The organism is Pseudomonas sp. GM49, assembly GCF_000282355.1.
Classification (GTDB): Bacteria; Pseudomonadota; Gammaproteobacteria; order Pseudomonadales; family Pseudomonadaceae; genus Aquipseudomonas.
Genome location: NZ_AKJL01000276.1, coordinates 1 through 17426 on the forward strand (window position 1 = coordinate 1; position 17426 = coordinate 17426).

14 protein-coding genes are annotated in these 17426 nt (G+C 60.2%); 6 read left to right on the forward strand and 8 right to left on the reverse strand.

The features are described from left to right. Window positions 1–190 precede the first annotated feature (190 nt). Window positions 191–2083 (forward strand): penicillin-binding protein 2, encoded by a 1893-nt coding sequence (gene mrdA / locus PMI29_RS05430; RefSeq protein ID WP_008002401.1) that lies wholly within the window; start codon window positions 191–193, stop codon window positions 2081–2083. 39 nt (window positions 2084–2122) lie between these two features. Here the strand turns inward: mrdA and PMI29_RS05425 are convergent, their stop codons facing one another. From PMI29_RS05425 to PMI29_RS05390, 8 genes are read right to left on the reverse strand one after another with little or no spacing between them, the layout of a single operon-like run. After that, the gene (locus PMI29_RS05425) at window positions 2123–3253 is read right to left on the reverse strand and encodes a glycosyltransferase family 4 protein (RefSeq protein ID WP_008002403.1); all 1131 of its coding nucleotides are present in this window, start codon (window positions 3251–3253) and stop codon (window positions 2123–2125) included. After that, on the reverse strand, window positions 3254–4384 hold the full coding sequence (locus PMI29_RS05420; RefSeq protein ID WP_008002406.1) for a glycosyltransferase family 4 protein: 1131 nt from the start codon (window positions 4382–4384) through the stop codon (window positions 3254–3256). Next, entirely contained in the window at window positions 4368–5741 is a 1374-nt protein-coding gene (locus PMI29_RS05415; protein ID WP_008002409.1) for a glycosyltransferase family 4 protein, read from the reverse strand. The genes PMI29_RS05420 and PMI29_RS05415 overlap by 17 nt, the downstream gene beginning before the upstream one ends. Then, entirely contained in the window at window positions 5738–6997 is a 1260-nt protein-coding gene (locus tag PMI29_RS05410) for an ABC transporter ATP-binding protein (protein WP_008002411.1), read from the reverse strand. Before PMI29_RS05410 ends, PMI29_RS05415 begins: the two co-directional genes overlap by 4 nt. Continuing rightward, window positions 6997–7794, reverse strand: coding sequence for an ABC transporter permease (locus PMI29_RS05405; RefSeq protein ID WP_008002413.1), 798 nt, complete (start codon window positions 7792–7794; stop codon window positions 6997–6999). The genes PMI29_RS05410 and PMI29_RS05405 overlap by 1 nt, the downstream gene beginning before the upstream one ends. Next, the gene (locus PMI29_RS05400; protein ID WP_008002415.1) at window positions 7795–9237 is read right to left on the reverse strand and encodes a mannose-1-phosphate guanylyltransferase/mannose-6-phosphate isomerase; all 1443 of its coding nucleotides are present in this window, start codon (window positions 9235–9237) and stop codon (window positions 7795–7797) included. 3 nt (window positions 9238–9240) lie between these two features. Further along, window positions 9241–10212, reverse strand: a complete 972-nt coding sequence (gene gmd / locus PMI29_RS05395; protein ID WP_008002417.1) for a GDP-mannose 4,6-dehydratase — start codon at window positions 10210–10212, stop codon at window positions 9241–9243. After that, a complete protein-coding gene (locus PMI29_RS05390) occupies window positions 10209–11123 on the reverse strand; it encodes a GDP-mannose 4,6-dehydratase (RefSeq protein WP_033052661.1) in 915 nt (304 codons plus the stop codon). Before PMI29_RS05390 ends, gmd begins: the two co-directional genes overlap by 4 nt. Window positions 11124–11547: 424 nt before the next feature. On the opposite strand from PMI29_RS05390, the gene PMI29_RS05385 reads away from it, so the two are divergent. The 5 genes from PMI29_RS05385 to PMI29_RS05365 are packed head-to-tail and all read left to right on the forward strand — an operon-like array spanning window position 11548 to window position 17390. Further along, window positions 11548–13248, forward strand: a complete 1701-nt coding sequence (locus PMI29_RS05385; protein ID WP_033052663.1) for a glycosyltransferase — start codon at window positions 11548–11550, stop codon at window positions 13246–13248. After that, the gene (locus PMI29_RS05380) at window positions 13242–14546 is read left to right on the forward strand and encodes a glycosyltransferase (protein ID WP_008002423.1); all 1305 of its coding nucleotides are present in this window, start codon (window positions 13242–13244) and stop codon (window positions 14544–14546) included. The genes PMI29_RS05385 and PMI29_RS05380 overlap by 7 nt, the downstream gene beginning before the upstream one ends. After that, on the forward strand, window positions 14543–15409 hold the full coding sequence (locus PMI29_RS05375) for a class I SAM-dependent methyltransferase (RefSeq protein WP_008002425.1): 867 nt from the start codon (window positions 14543–14545) through the stop codon (window positions 15407–15409). Before PMI29_RS05380 ends, PMI29_RS05375 begins: the two co-directional genes overlap by 4 nt. After that, window positions 15406–16563 (forward strand): acyltransferase family protein, encoded by a 1158-nt coding sequence (locus PMI29_RS05370; RefSeq protein WP_008002427.1) that lies wholly within the window; start codon window positions 15406–15408, stop codon window positions 16561–16563. Before PMI29_RS05375 ends, PMI29_RS05370 begins: the two co-directional genes overlap by 4 nt. Then, entirely contained in the window at window positions 16557–17390 is an 834-nt protein-coding gene (locus PMI29_RS05365; RefSeq protein WP_008002429.1) for a class I SAM-dependent methyltransferase, read from the forward strand. The genes PMI29_RS05370 and PMI29_RS05365 overlap by 7 nt, the downstream gene beginning before the upstream one ends. Window positions 17391–17426: the final 36 nt, after the last annotated feature.

Sequence of the window (17426 nt, forward strand, 5' to 3'; positions counted from 1 at the left end):
CGAAACCCCAATTGCGAAAGCAGTTGGGGTTTTGTTTTTGGCGTGAAAAAACAGGAGCGGCCCATTCAAGGTCAATTGTAAAAAAAATCACACAAACCTGACTCCACGGTTTTGCTAAGGTGCAGTTCATTTTTAATGGACTGAGTCTGCGCCCACGGATCGGCATTCTTTTCAAAGAGTTGCTGCACAAGTGCCTGAACCGATACCGATCAAGGACCACGAAAAAGAAACACACCTGGTCAACAAGAGACTCATGGCTTGCGCCTTGTTCGTTGTCGCCATTACCTGTGTTCTGGTGGTACGCCTGTATGTCCTGCAGGTTGTCGAGTTCGACTATCACTCGACCATCTCCGAAAATAATCGCGTACATGTCCTGCCGATTACACCTACACGCGGATTGATCTACGACCGCAACGGCGTACTCCTTGCGGACAACCGCCCCAGCTTCAACCTGACCATCACCCGTGAGCGCGCCAGCGATGTCAACGCCGAGCTGGACGAGGTGGTCAATCTCCTGCACTTGTCCGCTGAAGACCGCTCGCTGTTCGACAAGGCGATGAAGCAGGCACGTCACCCCTTCGTACCCGTGACGCTGTTCTATGAGCTGAGCGAAGAACAGATTGCCGTACTCGCGGTCAACGAGTTTCGCTTGCCCGGCATCGATGTCGAGGCGCAGTTCGTGCGCCATTATCCGTTCGGCGAGCACTTTGCTCATTCGATCGGATACGTCGGTCGTATCAACGAGAAAGAATCAAAGGCTCTGGATACGGTCGAGTACCGAGGCACCCAATCCATCGGCAAGACCGGGATCGAAAAGTTTTACGAATCGGAACTGCATGGCCACGTGGGTTACGAGGAAGTCGAAACCAACGCCCAGGGCCGGGTATTACGAGTACTCAAGCACACCGATCCGGTGCCCGGGAAAAACATTGTACTGAGCCTCGACGTCAAGCTTCAGGAAGCCGCCGAGCAAGCCCTGGGCGATCGTCGTGGCTCCGTAGTCGCGCTCGATCCGTCGACCGGTGAAGTGTTGGCCATGGTCAGCAACCCGAGTTTCGATCCGAATCTGTTCGTCACCGGTATCAGCTCCAAGGAGTACTCCACGCTACGGGACTCCATCGACCGACCGCTGTTCAACCGTGTGCTGCGCGGTCTCTATGCGCCGGGTTCGACCATCAAGCCGGAAGTGGCAATCGCCGGCCTCGATGCAGGTGTCGTCACACCACAGACCCGTGTGTTCGACCCCGGTTATTATCAATTGCCGGATGTCGATCACAAGTACCGCAACTGGAACCATAGCGGCGATGGTTGGGTGGATATGGATGCGGCGATCATGCGTTCCAACGACACCTACTTCTATGACCTCGCACACAAGCTCGGTATCGATCGCCTGCACGACTACATGGCAATGTTCGGACTCGGTGAGAAAGTCTCTCTCGATATGTACGAAGAATCCCCCGGCCTGATGCCATCCCAAGCCTGGAAGCGCGCCACGCGTCGTCAGGCATGGTTTCCGGGCGAGACGGTGATTCTCGGTATCGGTCAGGGCTACATGCAGGTCACGCCGTTGCAATTGGCCCAGGCCACGGCGCTGATTGCCAACAAAGGGGTGTGGAATCGCCCGCACCTGGCCAAAACCGTGGACGGCGTCGCGCCGGTGGATGAGCATCCAATGCCGAACATTCTGCTCAAGGATCCTCGCGACTGGGAACAGGTCAACCATGGCATGCAGATGGTGATGCACGATGCTCGCGGGATTGCCCGGGCCGCCGCCGTGGGGGCGCAGTACCGCATTGCCGGCAAGAGTGGTACCGCGCAAGTGGTGGCGATCAAGCAGGGCGAACGTTACAACCGGGAGAAAACCCGCGAGCGTAACCGCGACAATGCCTTGTTCGTCGGTTTCGCCCCGGCCGAGCACCCGAAGATTGTGATTTCGGTAATGATCGAAAACGGCGAGGCGGGTGGACGTGTCGCCGGACCGGTCGTCCGGGAGATCATGGACGCCTGGCTACTCGATCGGGAAGGGCACCTGAAGCCGCAGTACGCAGCGCCGAGCAAGGCGCCGGGCGATCCTCACGTCTGACCCTCATGGCTTCACAGCACGGGCTCGCGGCCGGTTGCATCATGCGTAGGCGAGGTTTTTTTCTTCCAGCAATTCCTCATACAAGGCCGCCCATTTGCGACCCATTTCGTCCGCCGTAAACAGATTCTGATAACGGGCCTGCGCCTTCTCGCCCATTTGCGCCGCTAGCACCGGGTTTTCCCAAAGCGTGCGCATCGCCTCGCGAAACGCCGCTGGATTGCTCGGCGGCACCACCAGCCCGGTCTCGTTATGGATATTGATGTAACTGGTGCCCGTGCCAATCTCACTGGAGATCATCGGTTTGCCATACATCGCGCCTTCGAGCAGCGAAATGCCGAAGGCTTCGGAGCGCAGGTGCGATGGGAACACGATGGCGTAGCTCAGTTGCAGCAGCGCTACTTTGTCCTCGTCCCCCAGACGCCCGAGGAAGTGAACATTGCGTAAACCCAAGGCGGACGCCTGGGCATGCAGCTCTGCTTCCATTGGTCCGGCACCGACAATCACTGTCGGGTAATCCAGGTCCTTCAGGGCGTCGAGCAGGATGTGCAAACCTTTGTAGTAGCGCATCACACCCACAAACAGAAAGAACTTGTCGCCAAGCTTTTGCCGCCAGTGAGCCGTTCGATTGCTGTCCGGCTGTGGGTAACCTGTCTTGTTCAATCCATAGGGGATCACTCGGGTCTTGTGCTGAAACTGTTGCAACACATCACTGGTGTGCAGGTAATTGGGCGATGCAGCGACGATCCGGTCGGCGCTGTGCAGAAAGCGATTCATCAGCGGCCGGTAAAGTTTGAGCAGGTGTTTCTGGCGGATAATGTCCGAGTGGTACGTCACCACGCAGGGTTTGTTCAGGCTGCTGGCGAAATGCACCAGGTCCATGAACGGCCAAGGAAAGTGGTAATTGACCACGTCGGCCTCGGCTGCCAGCTCGCGAAACTGTTTGAAGACGCTCCAGGAAAACCCTGTGGAGGCGAACTGAATGTCGAGTCTGGCTCGTTGGACTTCATGTTGAGCGATCTGCATCACCGGCGGTGTCGGATCGGCACTGAGTGTCAGCACCTTGCCTTCAACGCCGTGCAGGGCACCGCTTTCGCACAACTGGAAAATCACTTGTTCGATTCCGCCGACCGAGTCAGGCAGGTACGTCTTGAAAAAATGAAGAACCCGCATTCAACCTCCCATTGCCTGGCGGTAAGCGCTGGCCGTGACCTGCGCGCAGCGTTCCCAGGTAAAAAGCCTTGCCTGTAGCAATCCGGCTTCCCGGCATGCCTGCCAATGCGCTAGATCCTCGATCAGACGACTCATTGCATCGCGCAAGCCGTCGGTTTCATCCGGTTCAACATAGTTACCCGCAGAGCCTGCCACTTCGGGCATGGCCGAACGTCTGGTCAGAATGACCGGCGTGCCGCAGGCCATGGCCTCCAGCACCGGCAGGCCAAAACCTTCGTAAAGCGACGGAAAAATCAATGCCCGGGCACCGGCCAACAGCTGCGCAACGTGCTCGTCAGGCAGATAGCCCAGCAAACAGACATGACCGCCCGCCAGGGCATGGTGCAATTCTTCGCTGAACTGCTCGCGCTGCCAGCCGGCCATGCCGACGATCAGCAATGGAAAACGCTGACGGACTGATTCCGGCAATCGGGCGTGGGCGCGCAGTGCGAGCGACAGATTCTTGCGCGGTTCCAGGGTGCCGACACAGAGGAAGTATTCCCGCGCCTCGACGCCATGGGTCTTGAGTACGGCGTCGATAGCCTCGGGGGACCGCGGGTGAAAACGTGCGGCTACACCCAGCGGCGCGACAACAAACCGCTCCTTCGGTAGCCTGAAATGTGCCTGGGCTTCGTCAGCAATGTGTTGCGAGTCGGTAAGAATCAGGCTTGCCTGGCGCACGCCGTCGGCCACACGCCGTTCGATTTCTCGCAAGCGCGCCGGTGGCTGCGTTTCGGGATAGTGCAGGTGAGTCAGGTCATGCAGGGTGATGACGGTCGGGCCGTCGAACGACAGCGGCCACAAACTGGGTTCGTGGTAGAGGTCGATGGCTTGCGCGCGGCCTTGATCGAAGCGTTTCTGCTCCAGCCACCGTCGGGCCTGATAGGCCCCCGGAATCTGCCGCAGCAATGGCGTCAGTCGGGAATAACCGGGCATGGCCGCTTCAGGCAGCACAGCACTCCAGCCCCAGCCATGAAACAGCGCCAGTTCAATATCCGGTTCGCCCGCCAGGGCGTTCGCCAGTTCGGCAACGTAGTGGCCGATGCCGGTGCGCGGCGCCTGGAGGATGCGGGCGTTAAGGGCAATTCGCATGCTGACTCTCAGGCACCTTCGCATCGCTGTGCAGGTTGCGCTGGATGCGTCCGACCAGTTGCGCACTCGCCTCAGGCCAGCTCAGCCAATGCCAGTTATCCAGGTTGAGGGGCGCGGGGAAGGCGCCGCCGCTTTCCATGTCAATGACCAGGTCGGCCAGGTTCTGTGGATCGGCGAGGTCGAAGTACGCCATGTACTCACCGCCGATTTCGCGGAACACCGGGATATCGCTGGCCATGGCCGGCAGGCCTCGCTGCATGGCTTCGACCAGCGGCAAACCGAACCCTTCGACGTAGGAGGGGAACACCAGCGATGTCGCATGGGAATAGGCGTGTTCCAGGCTCTTGTCCGTGAGGGTGTTGAACATGAACAGACGCTGGTTCAATTGTGGATGCTGGCGGATACGCTCGATCAGCGCCTCGCACTTCCAGCCAATCTTGCCAACGATGCACAACCGGGCCTTGGACCCGGCCGCCCAGGCGCGTTCGAGCGCGTCCAGCAAATACGCATGGTTCTTGCGCGGCTCGATGGTACTGACCATCAGGAACACCGGGTCCGGCGTCTTGAACATCTGCAGCAGCCCCGGGTCGACGGCTGAACGGGCATCGGTCAGGTCGAGTTCAGAGCCGAGGTGAAAGTAGTCGAACCAACGTTGCTGCACCTGCCTGGAGCCGATCCTGCGGGTCATCTCCTGGCGAACCTGGTCACGGATGGTGGTCGAGATCGCGACGTAGCCATCGGCGGTGCGGGCGATCCAGTCGAACCATTCGTTGAAGACCTTCACCAGCCCGGCGTCGCAGAACTGCGGGTGGGTCAGGGGAATCAGGTCGTAGATCACCGAAATGATGCCGACCCCGTCACGCTTGAGTTGCTCGGCCAGGGGGAAGAAGTTGGCGTGCCAGGACGAATCCAGCAGCACCAGTTGATCGCCGGCGCGATGCTGCAACGGCACGCAGCGCTCGGGAACCTGGTCCTTGAGTACCCGATCGAGCATGCGCATCGGTAGGCTCAGGCAGGCGAACGCGGTGAGGCGACAACCGACATAAAGCACCCGGCGGGCGAACTTCGATGTGCTGAAAGGACGGCGCCGCTCCAGTGCGCGATGACGCAGCCAGTACAGATTGGCGAACTGTTCGAGCTTCACCCGCAGACTCATCAGGTCCACTTTGACGGTTGGCAAGGGCGCCAGGCTTTTCACCTCGAACAATGCGCCATTGAGCATCACCACCGGTATGCATTCACGCCGGGTGTCTGCGGCCGGCAATTGCTGGATTACATTACGAACGACCCGTTGAATGCCCGAGTTGGCTTCCGGGTGTTCGAATACGTAGGTACATTCCACCAACAGTCTGGTCATCGTGTTTCCCCAATGGATTCCACCCGATTCTCACTGGAACGGGTCACGCTGGTCTGCGCTTCGAGCCAGGAGCACCCTACGAAGTCCTCCTGGCGATTGTTGATCACGTGGAAGACCAGCCCGTAGTCACGCCATTCGAAATTGCGATCCAGGTGCGAATCCAGCCGCGACAGGCTCAGGGCCACCGAATAATTGCCCTTGCCCAGGCGCATGTCGAAGGCAAAACGGTAGGTGATGCGTTCGCCGGCACTCAGGTCGGTGAGGGCTTTGTCGACCCGATGGGTATTGATGCCGTACATGGGCTGGCCGAGGCGATCCTTGATCATGAAACCGAGAATCAGCCGCTCGATGTCCTGGCGCACCTCGACCTGCACTTCCAGGACCATCGTCTGACCGACTTCTGCCACCTCCACCGAACGGCCTTTCGGGTCCAGCAGGCGGACACTGAGAATGCCCGCTTCGCCGGTACCGGAAATGGTCTGTACCTGCCCGTTGGCGAGCATTTCCTGGCGAACTATCTGGCCCTCGCGCTGGGCGAGCATGGCGTTGTAGTAGTCCATCACTTCTTCGGGCTTGCCACGCATGGCCATGCGACCGTTTTCCAGGAGGATGGCGGTGTCGCAGATCGACTGGATCGCCGAGCGGTCGTGGGACACGATCAGCAACGTGGTGCCGGCCTTGCGGAAATTGCGGATGCGATCGAAGCTTTTGTGCTGGAAGTAGGCGTCGCCCACGGACAGCGCTTCATCGACGATCAGGATATCCGGCCGCCGTGCGGTGGCCACGCTGAACGCCAGGCGCATCTGCATGCCGCTGGAATAGGTGCGAACCGGATGGTCGATGGCCTCGCCGATTTCGGCGAAGCTCTCGATCTCTGGCATCAGCGCTTCGATTTCTTCCACTTGCATGCCGAGCAACTGGCCGGCCATGAAGGTGTTCTGCCGCCCGGTGAAGTCCGGGTGGAAGCCCATGCCCAGTTCCAGCAATGCCGCCACGCGACCTTGCAGCTGGATGTCGCCGCAGGTGGGCTGGGTGGTGCCGGTGATCATCTTCAACAGCGTGCTTTTGCCGGCACCGTTGACCCCGACGATACCCACGGCTTCGCCCGGCTGAATCTCGAAATCGACCCCCTGCAGCACCCAGTGCAACTGATGTCGGGTGGGGGAAAACGGCACCAGCCATTCGAACAGACGGCTCCAGCGATTCGGGTACTGCTTGTAGGCCTTGCCCAGGCCACTGACACGTATATGTCCCATCAGAGCTCGTCCACCATTTCACCGACACGCTGACGGAACAGCCGCAGCGCCATCCCACAGAACAACAGGCCGATCACCAGCAACGGGACCAGCGAGCTCCAGTCTGGCCACTGGTTGTAGAGAAACAGGTTCTGGTAGCTGTTCATCAGTGCCGTCATCGGATTCAGCCCGATAACGCGCTGGATGCCCGGCGGCAGGATCGACAACGGATAAACGATGGGTGTCAGCCAGAACCAGAATTGCAGGCAGATGCCGAAAAACTGCCCGACGTCGCGAAAGAACACGTTGAGCACGCCCAGAATCATCCCCAGCCCCGCGGCGAAGATCACTTGCAGGATCAGCAACGGCACCAGCACCAGCAACGCCATGCCGGGCAGTCGCCCGCTGATCAGCAGGAAGCCGAGGAACAACCCCAGGATGATCGCGAAATTGATCCCGGCATTTAGCAGCACGATGACCGGCAGGCAGATGCGCGGGAAGCTGATTTTCTTCAGCAGGTTGGCGTTTTCCAGGAACATGCTCTGGCTGCGTGTCGTGATCTCGGCGAACAGTCCCCAGGTCAGCAGGCCCGCGCACAGGTAGACACTGTAGGCCAGCCCGTCATCCACGCCCGGCAAGCGGGCGCGCATGATGGTGGAAAAGATCACCGTGTAGACCAGGATCATCGACAGCGGATTGAGCACGGTCCACAAGGCACCGAACAGCGAGTTGCGATAACGCGCCTGAAACTCCCGTTTGACACTGCCGAGGATGAAACCCCGGTAACTCCACAGCGATTGGTAAAGATTACGCAGCATTCAAACCGTCCTGCCGTATTGATCTTCGAAGCGGACGATGTCGTCCTCTCCCAGGTATTCGCCGCTTTGCACTTCGATGATCACAAGGTCGATCACGCCCGGATTCTCCAGGCGATGCTTGTGACCCGCCGCAATGAAGGTCGATTCGTTCTTGGCCACCAGGTGCGTGCCGGTGCCGTTGTTGGTGACCTTGGCCATGCCTTCGACCACTACCCAGTGTTCATTGCGATGGTGGTGCATCTGCAACGACAACTTGGCGCCGGGCTTGACCACGATGCGCTTGATCTTGAAGCGCGGGCCTTCCTCGAGCACGGTATAGGTGCCCCATGGACGGCTGACCGTACGGTGCAGGCGATAGGCTTCGTGTTCTTTATCCTTGAGTTGCCTGGCCACCCGGCGCACATCCTGGGCGCGGTCGGCGTGGGCCACCAGCACCGCGTCGGCGGTGTCGACAATGATCAGGTTATCCACACCCACGGTCGCTACCAGGCGGTTTTCGCTCTGGACGAAATTGTTGTGGCTGTCGATGAAGATCGACTCGCCGACGGCACGGTTGTTTTGTGCATCCGCCGGTACCAGCGCGGCCACCGCACCCCAGGAGCCGATATCGCTCCAGTCGAAACGGGCTGGCACCACGACCACCTTGTCGGAGCGCTCCATCAACGCGTAGTCGATGGAAATGTCCATGATTTCGCCAAACAGGGCCGGTGACAGTTCCTGTTGCACGCTCTCGGCGTTTTCCACGGGAGCGCTGGCGGCCATGCAGGTTTGCGTCTGCTCCAGCAAAGTTGGCGCATGGGTTTGCAGTTCGGCCAGCAGGGTGGCGACCGAGAAGCAGAACATCCCGGAGTTCCACAGGAAGTTGCCGCTTTCCAGGTAATGAGTCGCGGTTTGCAGGTCGGGTTTTTCGACGAAACGCCGCACACTGGCAGCGCCTTTATCGTCCAGTGATGTGCCGGCTTCAATGTAGCCAAAACCGGTTTCCGCAGCGGTCGGCACGACACCGAAGGTCACCAGTTGACCGCGCCTGGCCAATGTCACGGCATGCTCGACCGCTTCCTTCAGTGCATCGACATTGACGATCAGATGGTCGGCGGGCATGACCAGCATGATCGCGTCGTCGCCATGCAGGGCCTGGAGGGAGAGGGCGGCGGCGGCAATGGCCGGCGCCGTATTGCGACCCGTCGGCTCCAGCAGGAAATGCCCGCGATGACGGCCCAGGTGCGCGTCCCGAAAGTGATCCTTGCTCTGGAAGTAGTACTCGCGGTTGGTCACCGTGACGATATCGCCCCAGCCGTCGAGCAGGTCCGCGGCACGCCGATAAGTCTTGCCCAGCAGCGACTGGCCGTCAGGCAATGTCATGAACGGTTTGGGATGGCCTTCACGCGACACCGGCCACAACCTCGTCCCGGCACCGCCGGAGAGAATCACGGGAATCAGCATGGCCTACTCCTTGGCGACGCGTTTCATGTCCGCATCCATCATCATGCGGATCAAGGTGTCCAGATCGGTTTTTGGTTTCCAGCCCAGCACACGCTGGGCCTTGGCCGGGTTGCCGAGCAGCACTTCCACTTCGGCCGGGCGGAAGAATGCCGGGTCGATCTTCACGTAATCGCGGTAGTTCAGGCCCACATGGTCGAAGGCAATCCGACACATCTCGCGTACGGTGGTGGTCACGCCGGTGGCCACCACGAAGTCGTCGGGTTTGTCCTGTTGCAGCATCAGCCACATGGCTTCGACGTAGTCCCCGGCAAAGCCCCAGTCGCGCTTGGCGTCGATGTTGCCCAGACGCAGCTCCTGCTGCTTGCCCTGCTTGATCCGGGCGGCGGCGTCGGTGACTTTGCGCGTCACGAACTCGATGCCGCGCAGCGGTGATTCATGGTTGAACAGAATCCCGCTGCTGGCGTGCAGGTTGAAGCTTTCGCGGTAGTTCACGGTGATCCAGTGGCCATACAACTTGGCCACGCCATAAGGGCTGCGCGGATAGAACGGCGTGTTCTCGTCCTGCTGCTCGGCCTGGATCAGGCCGAACATTTCGCTGGTGGATGCCTGGTAGAAGCGCGTTTGCGGACTGAACTGACGGATCGCTTCGAGCAGGTGGGTCACGCCCAGGCCGTCGACGATGCCGGTGGTCACCGGTTGATCCCAGGAGGCCGCGACAAAGCTTTGCGCGGCCAGGTTGTAGACCTCGTCCGGCGCCGACTTGATCACCGCGCGCTGCACTGAACAGGCATCGGCCATGTCGCCGTCCAGGTAGACGATGTCCGCCTCGACCCCCATCTCACGCAGGCGCCAGCGCGAGTCGCTGCTGCGGCGCGCTACCAGGCCGTGCACTTTGTAACCCTTGTCGAGCAACAGTTTGGCCAGATACGCGCCATCCTGGCCGGTGATACCTGTGATCAATGCACTTTTAGTCATTCTTGTCGTACTCGCTTCTCCCAGTCGGACAGGATCGCCCGCAGGGATTGTTGTGTTGTGATTTCAGACTTCCATCCGGTGGTTTCGACCAGCCTGGCAGGGCTGCCACACACCCGGCGCTGATCCGCGCGGCGAAGTCGCGCGGGGTCCTGGACCAGTTGCAGGTCGACCTGGGCAAGATCTGCCAGTTGTTCGATCAAGCTGCGAATGCTCTGCTCGCGCCCCGAGCAAATGTTGTAGACCTGCCCCGGCGTACCTTTCTCCAGCAAGGCCAGGTAAGCCGAGACCACGTCTGCGACATCGAGGAAATCGCGCGTGACGTCGATGTCCCCGACCTCCAGTTGTGGCCCTTGCAGGCCTTGCCTGATCCGGCAGATCTGACGGGCGGCGCTGGCGATCACGAAGCTGTCTTTCTGCCCGGTGCCGATGTGGTTGAACGGACGGGCAACCAGTACCGGCCAGCCTTCGCTCAGGCCCCATTGCAAGCTCAGGAACTCTGCCGACAGTTTGCTCACGGCATATGGATTGCGCGGGCAGGGAGGTTGCAATTCAGTGATGGGCAGATGGGCTTCAGTGACCTGGCCATAGACATCACCGGAGCTGACGTACAGGAACGTGCCGGTGAAGCCGCGTGCCTTGAGCGCTTGCAGCAGGTTCAGGGTGCCCAGCAGATTGATGTTCAGGGTGCGCGCCGGATCACGAAAGGCGTCCGGGACGAACGTCTGGCCGGCCAGGTGGATCACCGCGTCGGGCATTTTCGGCCACAAGCCTTCGAGGCTGTCCGGCGCGGCGAGATCGTAGCGGCAAGGAACAGGCAGAAGTTCCCATTCCGAGGCATCGGCCTGCAAGCGCGATTGGATGTGTTGTCCGACGAATCCAGTCAGACCCGTGACAAACAGACGTTTTTTCAACAGCGACCCCCAGGTCATGCATTTCATCCATTCCTACAGGTTTAATGGAAGGGTCTCACGAACCAGCAGGATCGTTCGCAAAGACAGATGAAATGTTTGTTGTAGTTATTTGCTAGCCAATTTGTGCCATTTGTTCGGCAATTTCAACAAGTCCAATCGTGACTGATCAGTTCTCGTCAGCGTGGCCCGATTTATTCTCGCCGAGCGGTTCACGAACCCTCGATGGATGTGTTTAGAATGCCCCTCGTCACGATGATCCAGAGTTCGGCAGCGTCGCTTCGAAACTGCGAGAAACTGACCACTAAAACAAGAACGAAGACGGGTAGGAAGACGGTGGACGAGCGCCAGTAAACACTGACTCGAACCGTGTCCTTCCCCGTCATGCCATGAGGCTGCCGGGATGGCGGCGTCACCGTGGGGTGCCATGAATTTTATTCTTTACTCCGACGTCAACGACAGCTCCATCAGCCAGAGTCTCGGCCGTCCCGAGTACAGTTACTACTTCGTACTCAAGGCGTATCGACCGCTCTTCGAAAGCCTCGGGCCGGTGCATGTGGTGTCATCGGCCGCCGAGGTCGATCCGCTGTATCGGCAGTTGCAGCAGGCCGGTCAGGACTGCCTGTTCATTTCGTTCGCGCCACCGCACAAGACTCCCACCGACTTGCAATGCCCGATGGTGTGCGTGGTCGCCTGGGAATTCGACACCATTCCCGCCGAGCACTGGGACAACGATCCGCGCCAAGACTGGAGCCAGACACTGGCACGTCTGAGGCGGGTGATCACCTTGTCCACCCATACAGCCGAAGCCATCCGCCGGACCCTGGGCGACGATTTCCCGGTGCTGGTGTTGCCGACGCCTTTGTGGGAACGCTTCGCCGACATTCGCCAGCAATATCCCGGTACGCCGGTGAACGCGGGCGCCACGTTGCAGATCAAGGGTTGCATTCTGGACAGTCGCTCGATGGGGTTGTCCGCCGATGGTTTGATCGCGCCGATCATCGAGCAACTGCCGCAGGAAATCGTCGAGCCCGAACCGGAGCCCGAGCCTGAACCTGAACCCGAGCCTGAACCCGAGCCTGAACCCGAAATCGAGCCTGAACCTGAACCTCCGGTGCCGCCGTTGACCCTGCGTCGACGCCTCTTCATTACCAGACATTACCTGCTGTTGTGGTATCGCGAAGCCGTTCGCGATCTGGTGCCGGATGCGGTTCGTCCATGGCTGGCCAGATTTCGGACGCCTCAACCGTTGCTGGTTGAACCCGCAGTGAGCGAAGCGCCCGTGGCGAATGAACCTGCCATCAGCGAAGCCCCTGTGGCGGATGAACCTGCCATCAGCGAAGCCCCCGTGGCGAATGAACCTGTCGTCAGCGAAGCCTCCGCGCAGGACGAGCATCCACAAGCGGCTTTCCCCGACACCAGCCAAACGGTTGAAATCGAGGTTGATGGCGTCATCTACGTGAGCGTGTTCAACCCCGATGATGGTCGCAAGAACTGGCATCACCTGATCACGGCGTTCTGCTGGGCACTGCGTGATGTGGAAGACGCCACGCTCGTGTTGAAGATGACCCAGAACGACCTGTCGACCTATTACGTCGAACTCATCACCTTGCTGTCCCAGCTCTCGCCCTTCGCTTGTCGCGTGGTGGTCATGCACGGTTATCTGCAGGACGAACAGTTCGCCCGGCTCTATGGCGCGGCGAGTTACTACGTCAACGCTTCACGCTGCGAAGGCCTGTGCCTGCCACTGATGGAGTTCATGTCGTGCGCCCGGCCCGTCATTGCACCGAACCACACGGCGATGCGCGACTACATCGACGAGCGTGTGGCTTTCATCGTCAAGTCCAGCCAGGAGCCGACGATCTGGCCGGAAGACGCACGCATCCTGTATCGCACCCTGCGCCAACGGCCGGATTGGGGTTCGTTGAAAATAGCTTATGAGAACAGCTACGCGATGGCAAAAAACCAGCCGGACGCCTGGCAGGCCATGGCGGACGCGGCCAGCGAACGCATGCACCAATACTGCAGCTTCGCGCCGGTGCAGCAGCGGCTGGCGCTGTTCTTCAAAGAGGAGCCTGCCCGTGACGTCGTGCCGGTGATTGCCGAAACGGGGACTGCATCGTGCTGATCATCATTCATTCGGAAACCAACAAGAGCAACATCCAGCAGAACCTGGGGCGGCCCGAGTACAGCTATTACTTCGTCCTCAAGGAATTCCGCCCGGTGCTCGAACGGCTGGGGCAGGTGGTCGAGGTCAGCAATCCGGACGATCTGGTCGATCGGCTGTATTTCGATTGCCTGAGCCGGGGCGAAGACTGTGTGTTCCTGTCCTTCTCCCCGCCGCATCGCACGCCGATCCACTACGCGTGCCCGACGATTCCGGTGTTCGCCTGGGAGTTCAGCACCATTCCCACCGAGAGCTGGCAGAGCGAACCACGGCATGACTGGCGAACGGTGCTGGGCGCCAGCGGGACGGCGATCACCCACTCCAGTTTTACCGTGAATGCCGTGCGCGATGTGATGGGCCCCGATTACCCGATCAGCGCTATCGCAGCGCCTGTCTGGGACCGTTTTGCCGCCCGTGGCGAGCTTCTGGACACGCGTCCGGTCGTGGGCCCTACGCGTCTGAACCTGCGCGGGCTATTGATCGACAGTCGCACCACGGACTTGCGCCCCTACGGTCCCGAACGATTGCGCGAGGGCACACCGATCGCCTTCGACCAGCCGCCGCGCGACTGTGAGCTGCTGCTCGAGGGCGTGGTCTACACCTCGGTGTTCAATCCCTACGACGGACGCAAGAATTGGAAGGACATGATTAGTGCCTTCTGCACCGCCTTCCGCGACACGCCCGATGCGACCCTGGTGCTCAAGCTTACGCACCATGACATATCCAACGCACTGAACGACATGCTGCACCACGTCTACAAGAATCAGTCTTATCAGTGCCGCATCGTGCTGATCCACGGCTATCTGTCCGACGTCGATTACGAGCGCCTGGTCGAGGCCACCAGTTACGTCGTCAATTGTTCCTACGGCGAAGGACAATGCCTGCCGTTGATGGAGTTCATGTCCTGCGGCAAGCCGGCGATTGCGCCGCTGAACACCGCCATGGCCGACTACATCGACCGTGACAACGCGTTTATCGTCGACAGTACCGACGAACTGACATCCTGGCCCCACGATCCTCGCGCCGCGTATCGTACCCTGCGCTACGTCACGGACTGGGACTCGCTGTGCACGGCATTTTCCGCCAGCCATGACGTCGCCAGGCAGGACTTCGAGCGTTATCAACGGATGTCGGCCCATGCCGTTCGCAGCCTGCAGGGATTCTGCAGTCAGGCCGTTGCCGAACAGCGCCTGAAGGCGGTATTCGAGCAGTTGCTGGAGCAGCGTGATGCAAACTCCGTACAAGCGTCGGGCACATGATTCGGCGCCTGCTTGCGAAGTTGCGGCCTGCACCGGTAGAGGTCACCCCGCCGCAAACGAGGGTCTCGCCCCGTGATATCGGTTTGTACGATGCCCTGCTTGATGGCTGGTTTCTCGGCGACAGCGGCGAATTGCTCAAGGGGTTTGCCATCACCGCCGAAGACACCTTGCTGGATGTCGGTTGCGGCGAAGGCGTGGCGACGTTGTTCGCAGTCCGCCAGGGTGCTTCGGTGATCTTCACCGACAGTGAACACGACAAGGTCCGCGAGCTTGCCCGGCAAGTGGCGGCACAGTCGGACAAACCGAACCTGGGGCTGGTCAGCAACAGTTTGCCGCTGCCATTGGCCGAGGGCTGCGCCAGCAAAGTCGTGTGCATGGAGGTGCTCGAGCACATCGACCAACCAGAACCCTTCATGGCCGAACTGGTACGCATGGGGCGCCCCGGCGCACTGTATCTGCTGAGCGTGCCGTCCCCGGTGGGCGAGCATTTGCAGAAAGGCATTGCCCCCGCCAGCTACTTTCAATCGCCCAATCACGTGCAGATTTTCAGCCCCGAGCGGTTCGCCGCGCTGGTGGAGGACGCGGGCCTGGTCATCGAACATCGCCAGGCCACCGGGTTTTTCTGGGTCATGGGCATGATTTTTTTCTGGGCCAGTGAACGGGCCGCCGGACGAGACCTGGGCGGTGCGGTACGCGACCGGATTCAGGCCCCATATCCACCGCTGATGGAGAGCTGGGCGAAAACCTGGCAGGACCTGCTGGCACAGCCCGACGGGTTGGCGATCAAGCAGATGCTGGACCGGTTCATGCCCAAGAGCCAGGTGATCATTGCTCGTAAACCCTATGCCCAGGAGGGCGTATGAGTAACGACAAGCGGATCATGGACATCGAGTTGTTGCGCGGCATTGCGGTGCTCGGCGTGCTGTTTCATCACTTGCAGGACAGCCTGTTCGCGGCGGCTGTGCCGTTGCTGCAGACGATCACGCTGTACAGCCAGCCGTGGTGGGGCGTGGATCTTTTTTTCGCGATCTCGGGCTTCGTCATTGCCCGTAGCCTGATCCCGGCCTTGCGCCGCTGCACAACGCGTCAGGAGTATTGGCAACAGACGCGCGATTTCTGGTTGCGCCGGGCCTTTCGTTTGCTGCCATCGGCCTGGTTATGGCTGGCGCTGATGTTGCTGGCGTGCCTTTTTCTCAACCGCTCCGGTGCGTTCGGCACGCTGCACGCGAACCTTCAGGCGACCCTGGCCGGCATCGCGCAATACGCCAATTTCCGTTTTGCCGACAGTTTTTATCGCTATGAGTACGGCACCAGTTTCGTGTACTGGAGCCTGTCGCTGGAGGAGCAGTTCTATCTGCTGTTTCCGCTGATGATCGTGCTGTTTCGCAAGCACCTGGTGTGGCCTTTGCTGGCGTTGGTTGCGGTGCAATTGTTCACCTTGCGCACGCCGATCCTGATGGTGATACGCACCGACGCGCTGGCCCTTGGCGTGCTGTTGGCGATGTGGAGTACGCAACCGTCGTACCTACGCTGGGAGCCAAAATTCTTGCGTCGTCCATGGGCGGGTGTTGCCGCATTGATCACGGTGTCGCTGCTGCTCAGCTTCATGGCAACGGATCGTTTCACCTTCACTTCTTACCGGATCGGCGTGATTGCGGTGCTGTGCGCGCTGCTGGTCTGGATCGCTTCTTACAACCGCGATTACCTGTTGCCGCGCGGCGTGTTCAAAAACCTGATGACGTGGGTCGGCAGTCGTTCCTACGGGATTTACTTGATCCATATCCCGGCCTACTTGCTGGTTCGTGAATTCATTTTCCGATTACAGGCTGCCGGGCTGCCCAGTCCGGCTGGCCATCCGATACTGATGTTGCTGATGGCTGGCGGCCTGATCGTGCTGCTGAGCGAACTCAACTATCGCTACATCGAAATGCCCATGCGCAACCGCGGAGCTTCGCTGGTCAAACGCCTGGGCACCTCCCGAACAGCCGTCCCATCCTCTGGAGCCACCTCATGCTGAGCCTTTTGAAGAAACTCACGGCGGGCACGCCCGCGCCTGTGCAGCCAGAGACACCGCTCGCGTCGCCAGTGGCGGACAAGGTCGACCCCTATATGCTCGGCCTGCACGACGCGATGCTCAGCGGCTGGTTCAATCAGCAAACCGGCGAGCTGTTCAGCGGTTTCCCGGTGACCCCCGAGGACACGCTGCTGGATGTGGGCTGTGGCGACGGCGGCAACGTGCATTTCTGCGGGATGCGCGGGGCGAAGATCATCATCGCCGATATCGACGCGGCCAAGGTCGAAGCAACCCGCCAGCGCCTGAGCGATACACCGGCCCGCGACGTCGAATGCCATGTCACCGACTGCAACCCGTTGCCGATTGCCGATGCGACCGCCACGCGGGTGGTGTCGACCGAGGTCATCGAGCACGTGGACGATCCGGCGCAGTTCCTCGCCGAACTGGTGCGCGTCGGTAAGCCGGGTGCGTTGTATCTGCTGAGCGTCCCGCACCCAAGCTCCGAAGACCTGCAGAAAGATATCGCGGCGGCCGAGTATTTCAAGAAGCCCAACCACATTCGCATCATCAGCGAAGAGCAGTTCAAGGCCATGGTCAGCGATGCCGGCCTGGAAGTGATCAGCCACAGCCAGTACGGATTCTACTGGTCGATGTGGATGCTGCTGTTCTGGGAAGCCAAGGTCGATTTCAGCAACCCGGACCATCCGTTGCTCAACCACTGGGCGGATACCTGGCAGGCGATTCTGGCTTCGCCACGGGGTGCACAGATCAAGCAGGCGCTGGATGCCGTGGTGGCGAAAAGTCAGGTGATCATTGCGCGCAAACCCTGATCACCCATGACGGTGACGGACGGTCTGCAACAGGCC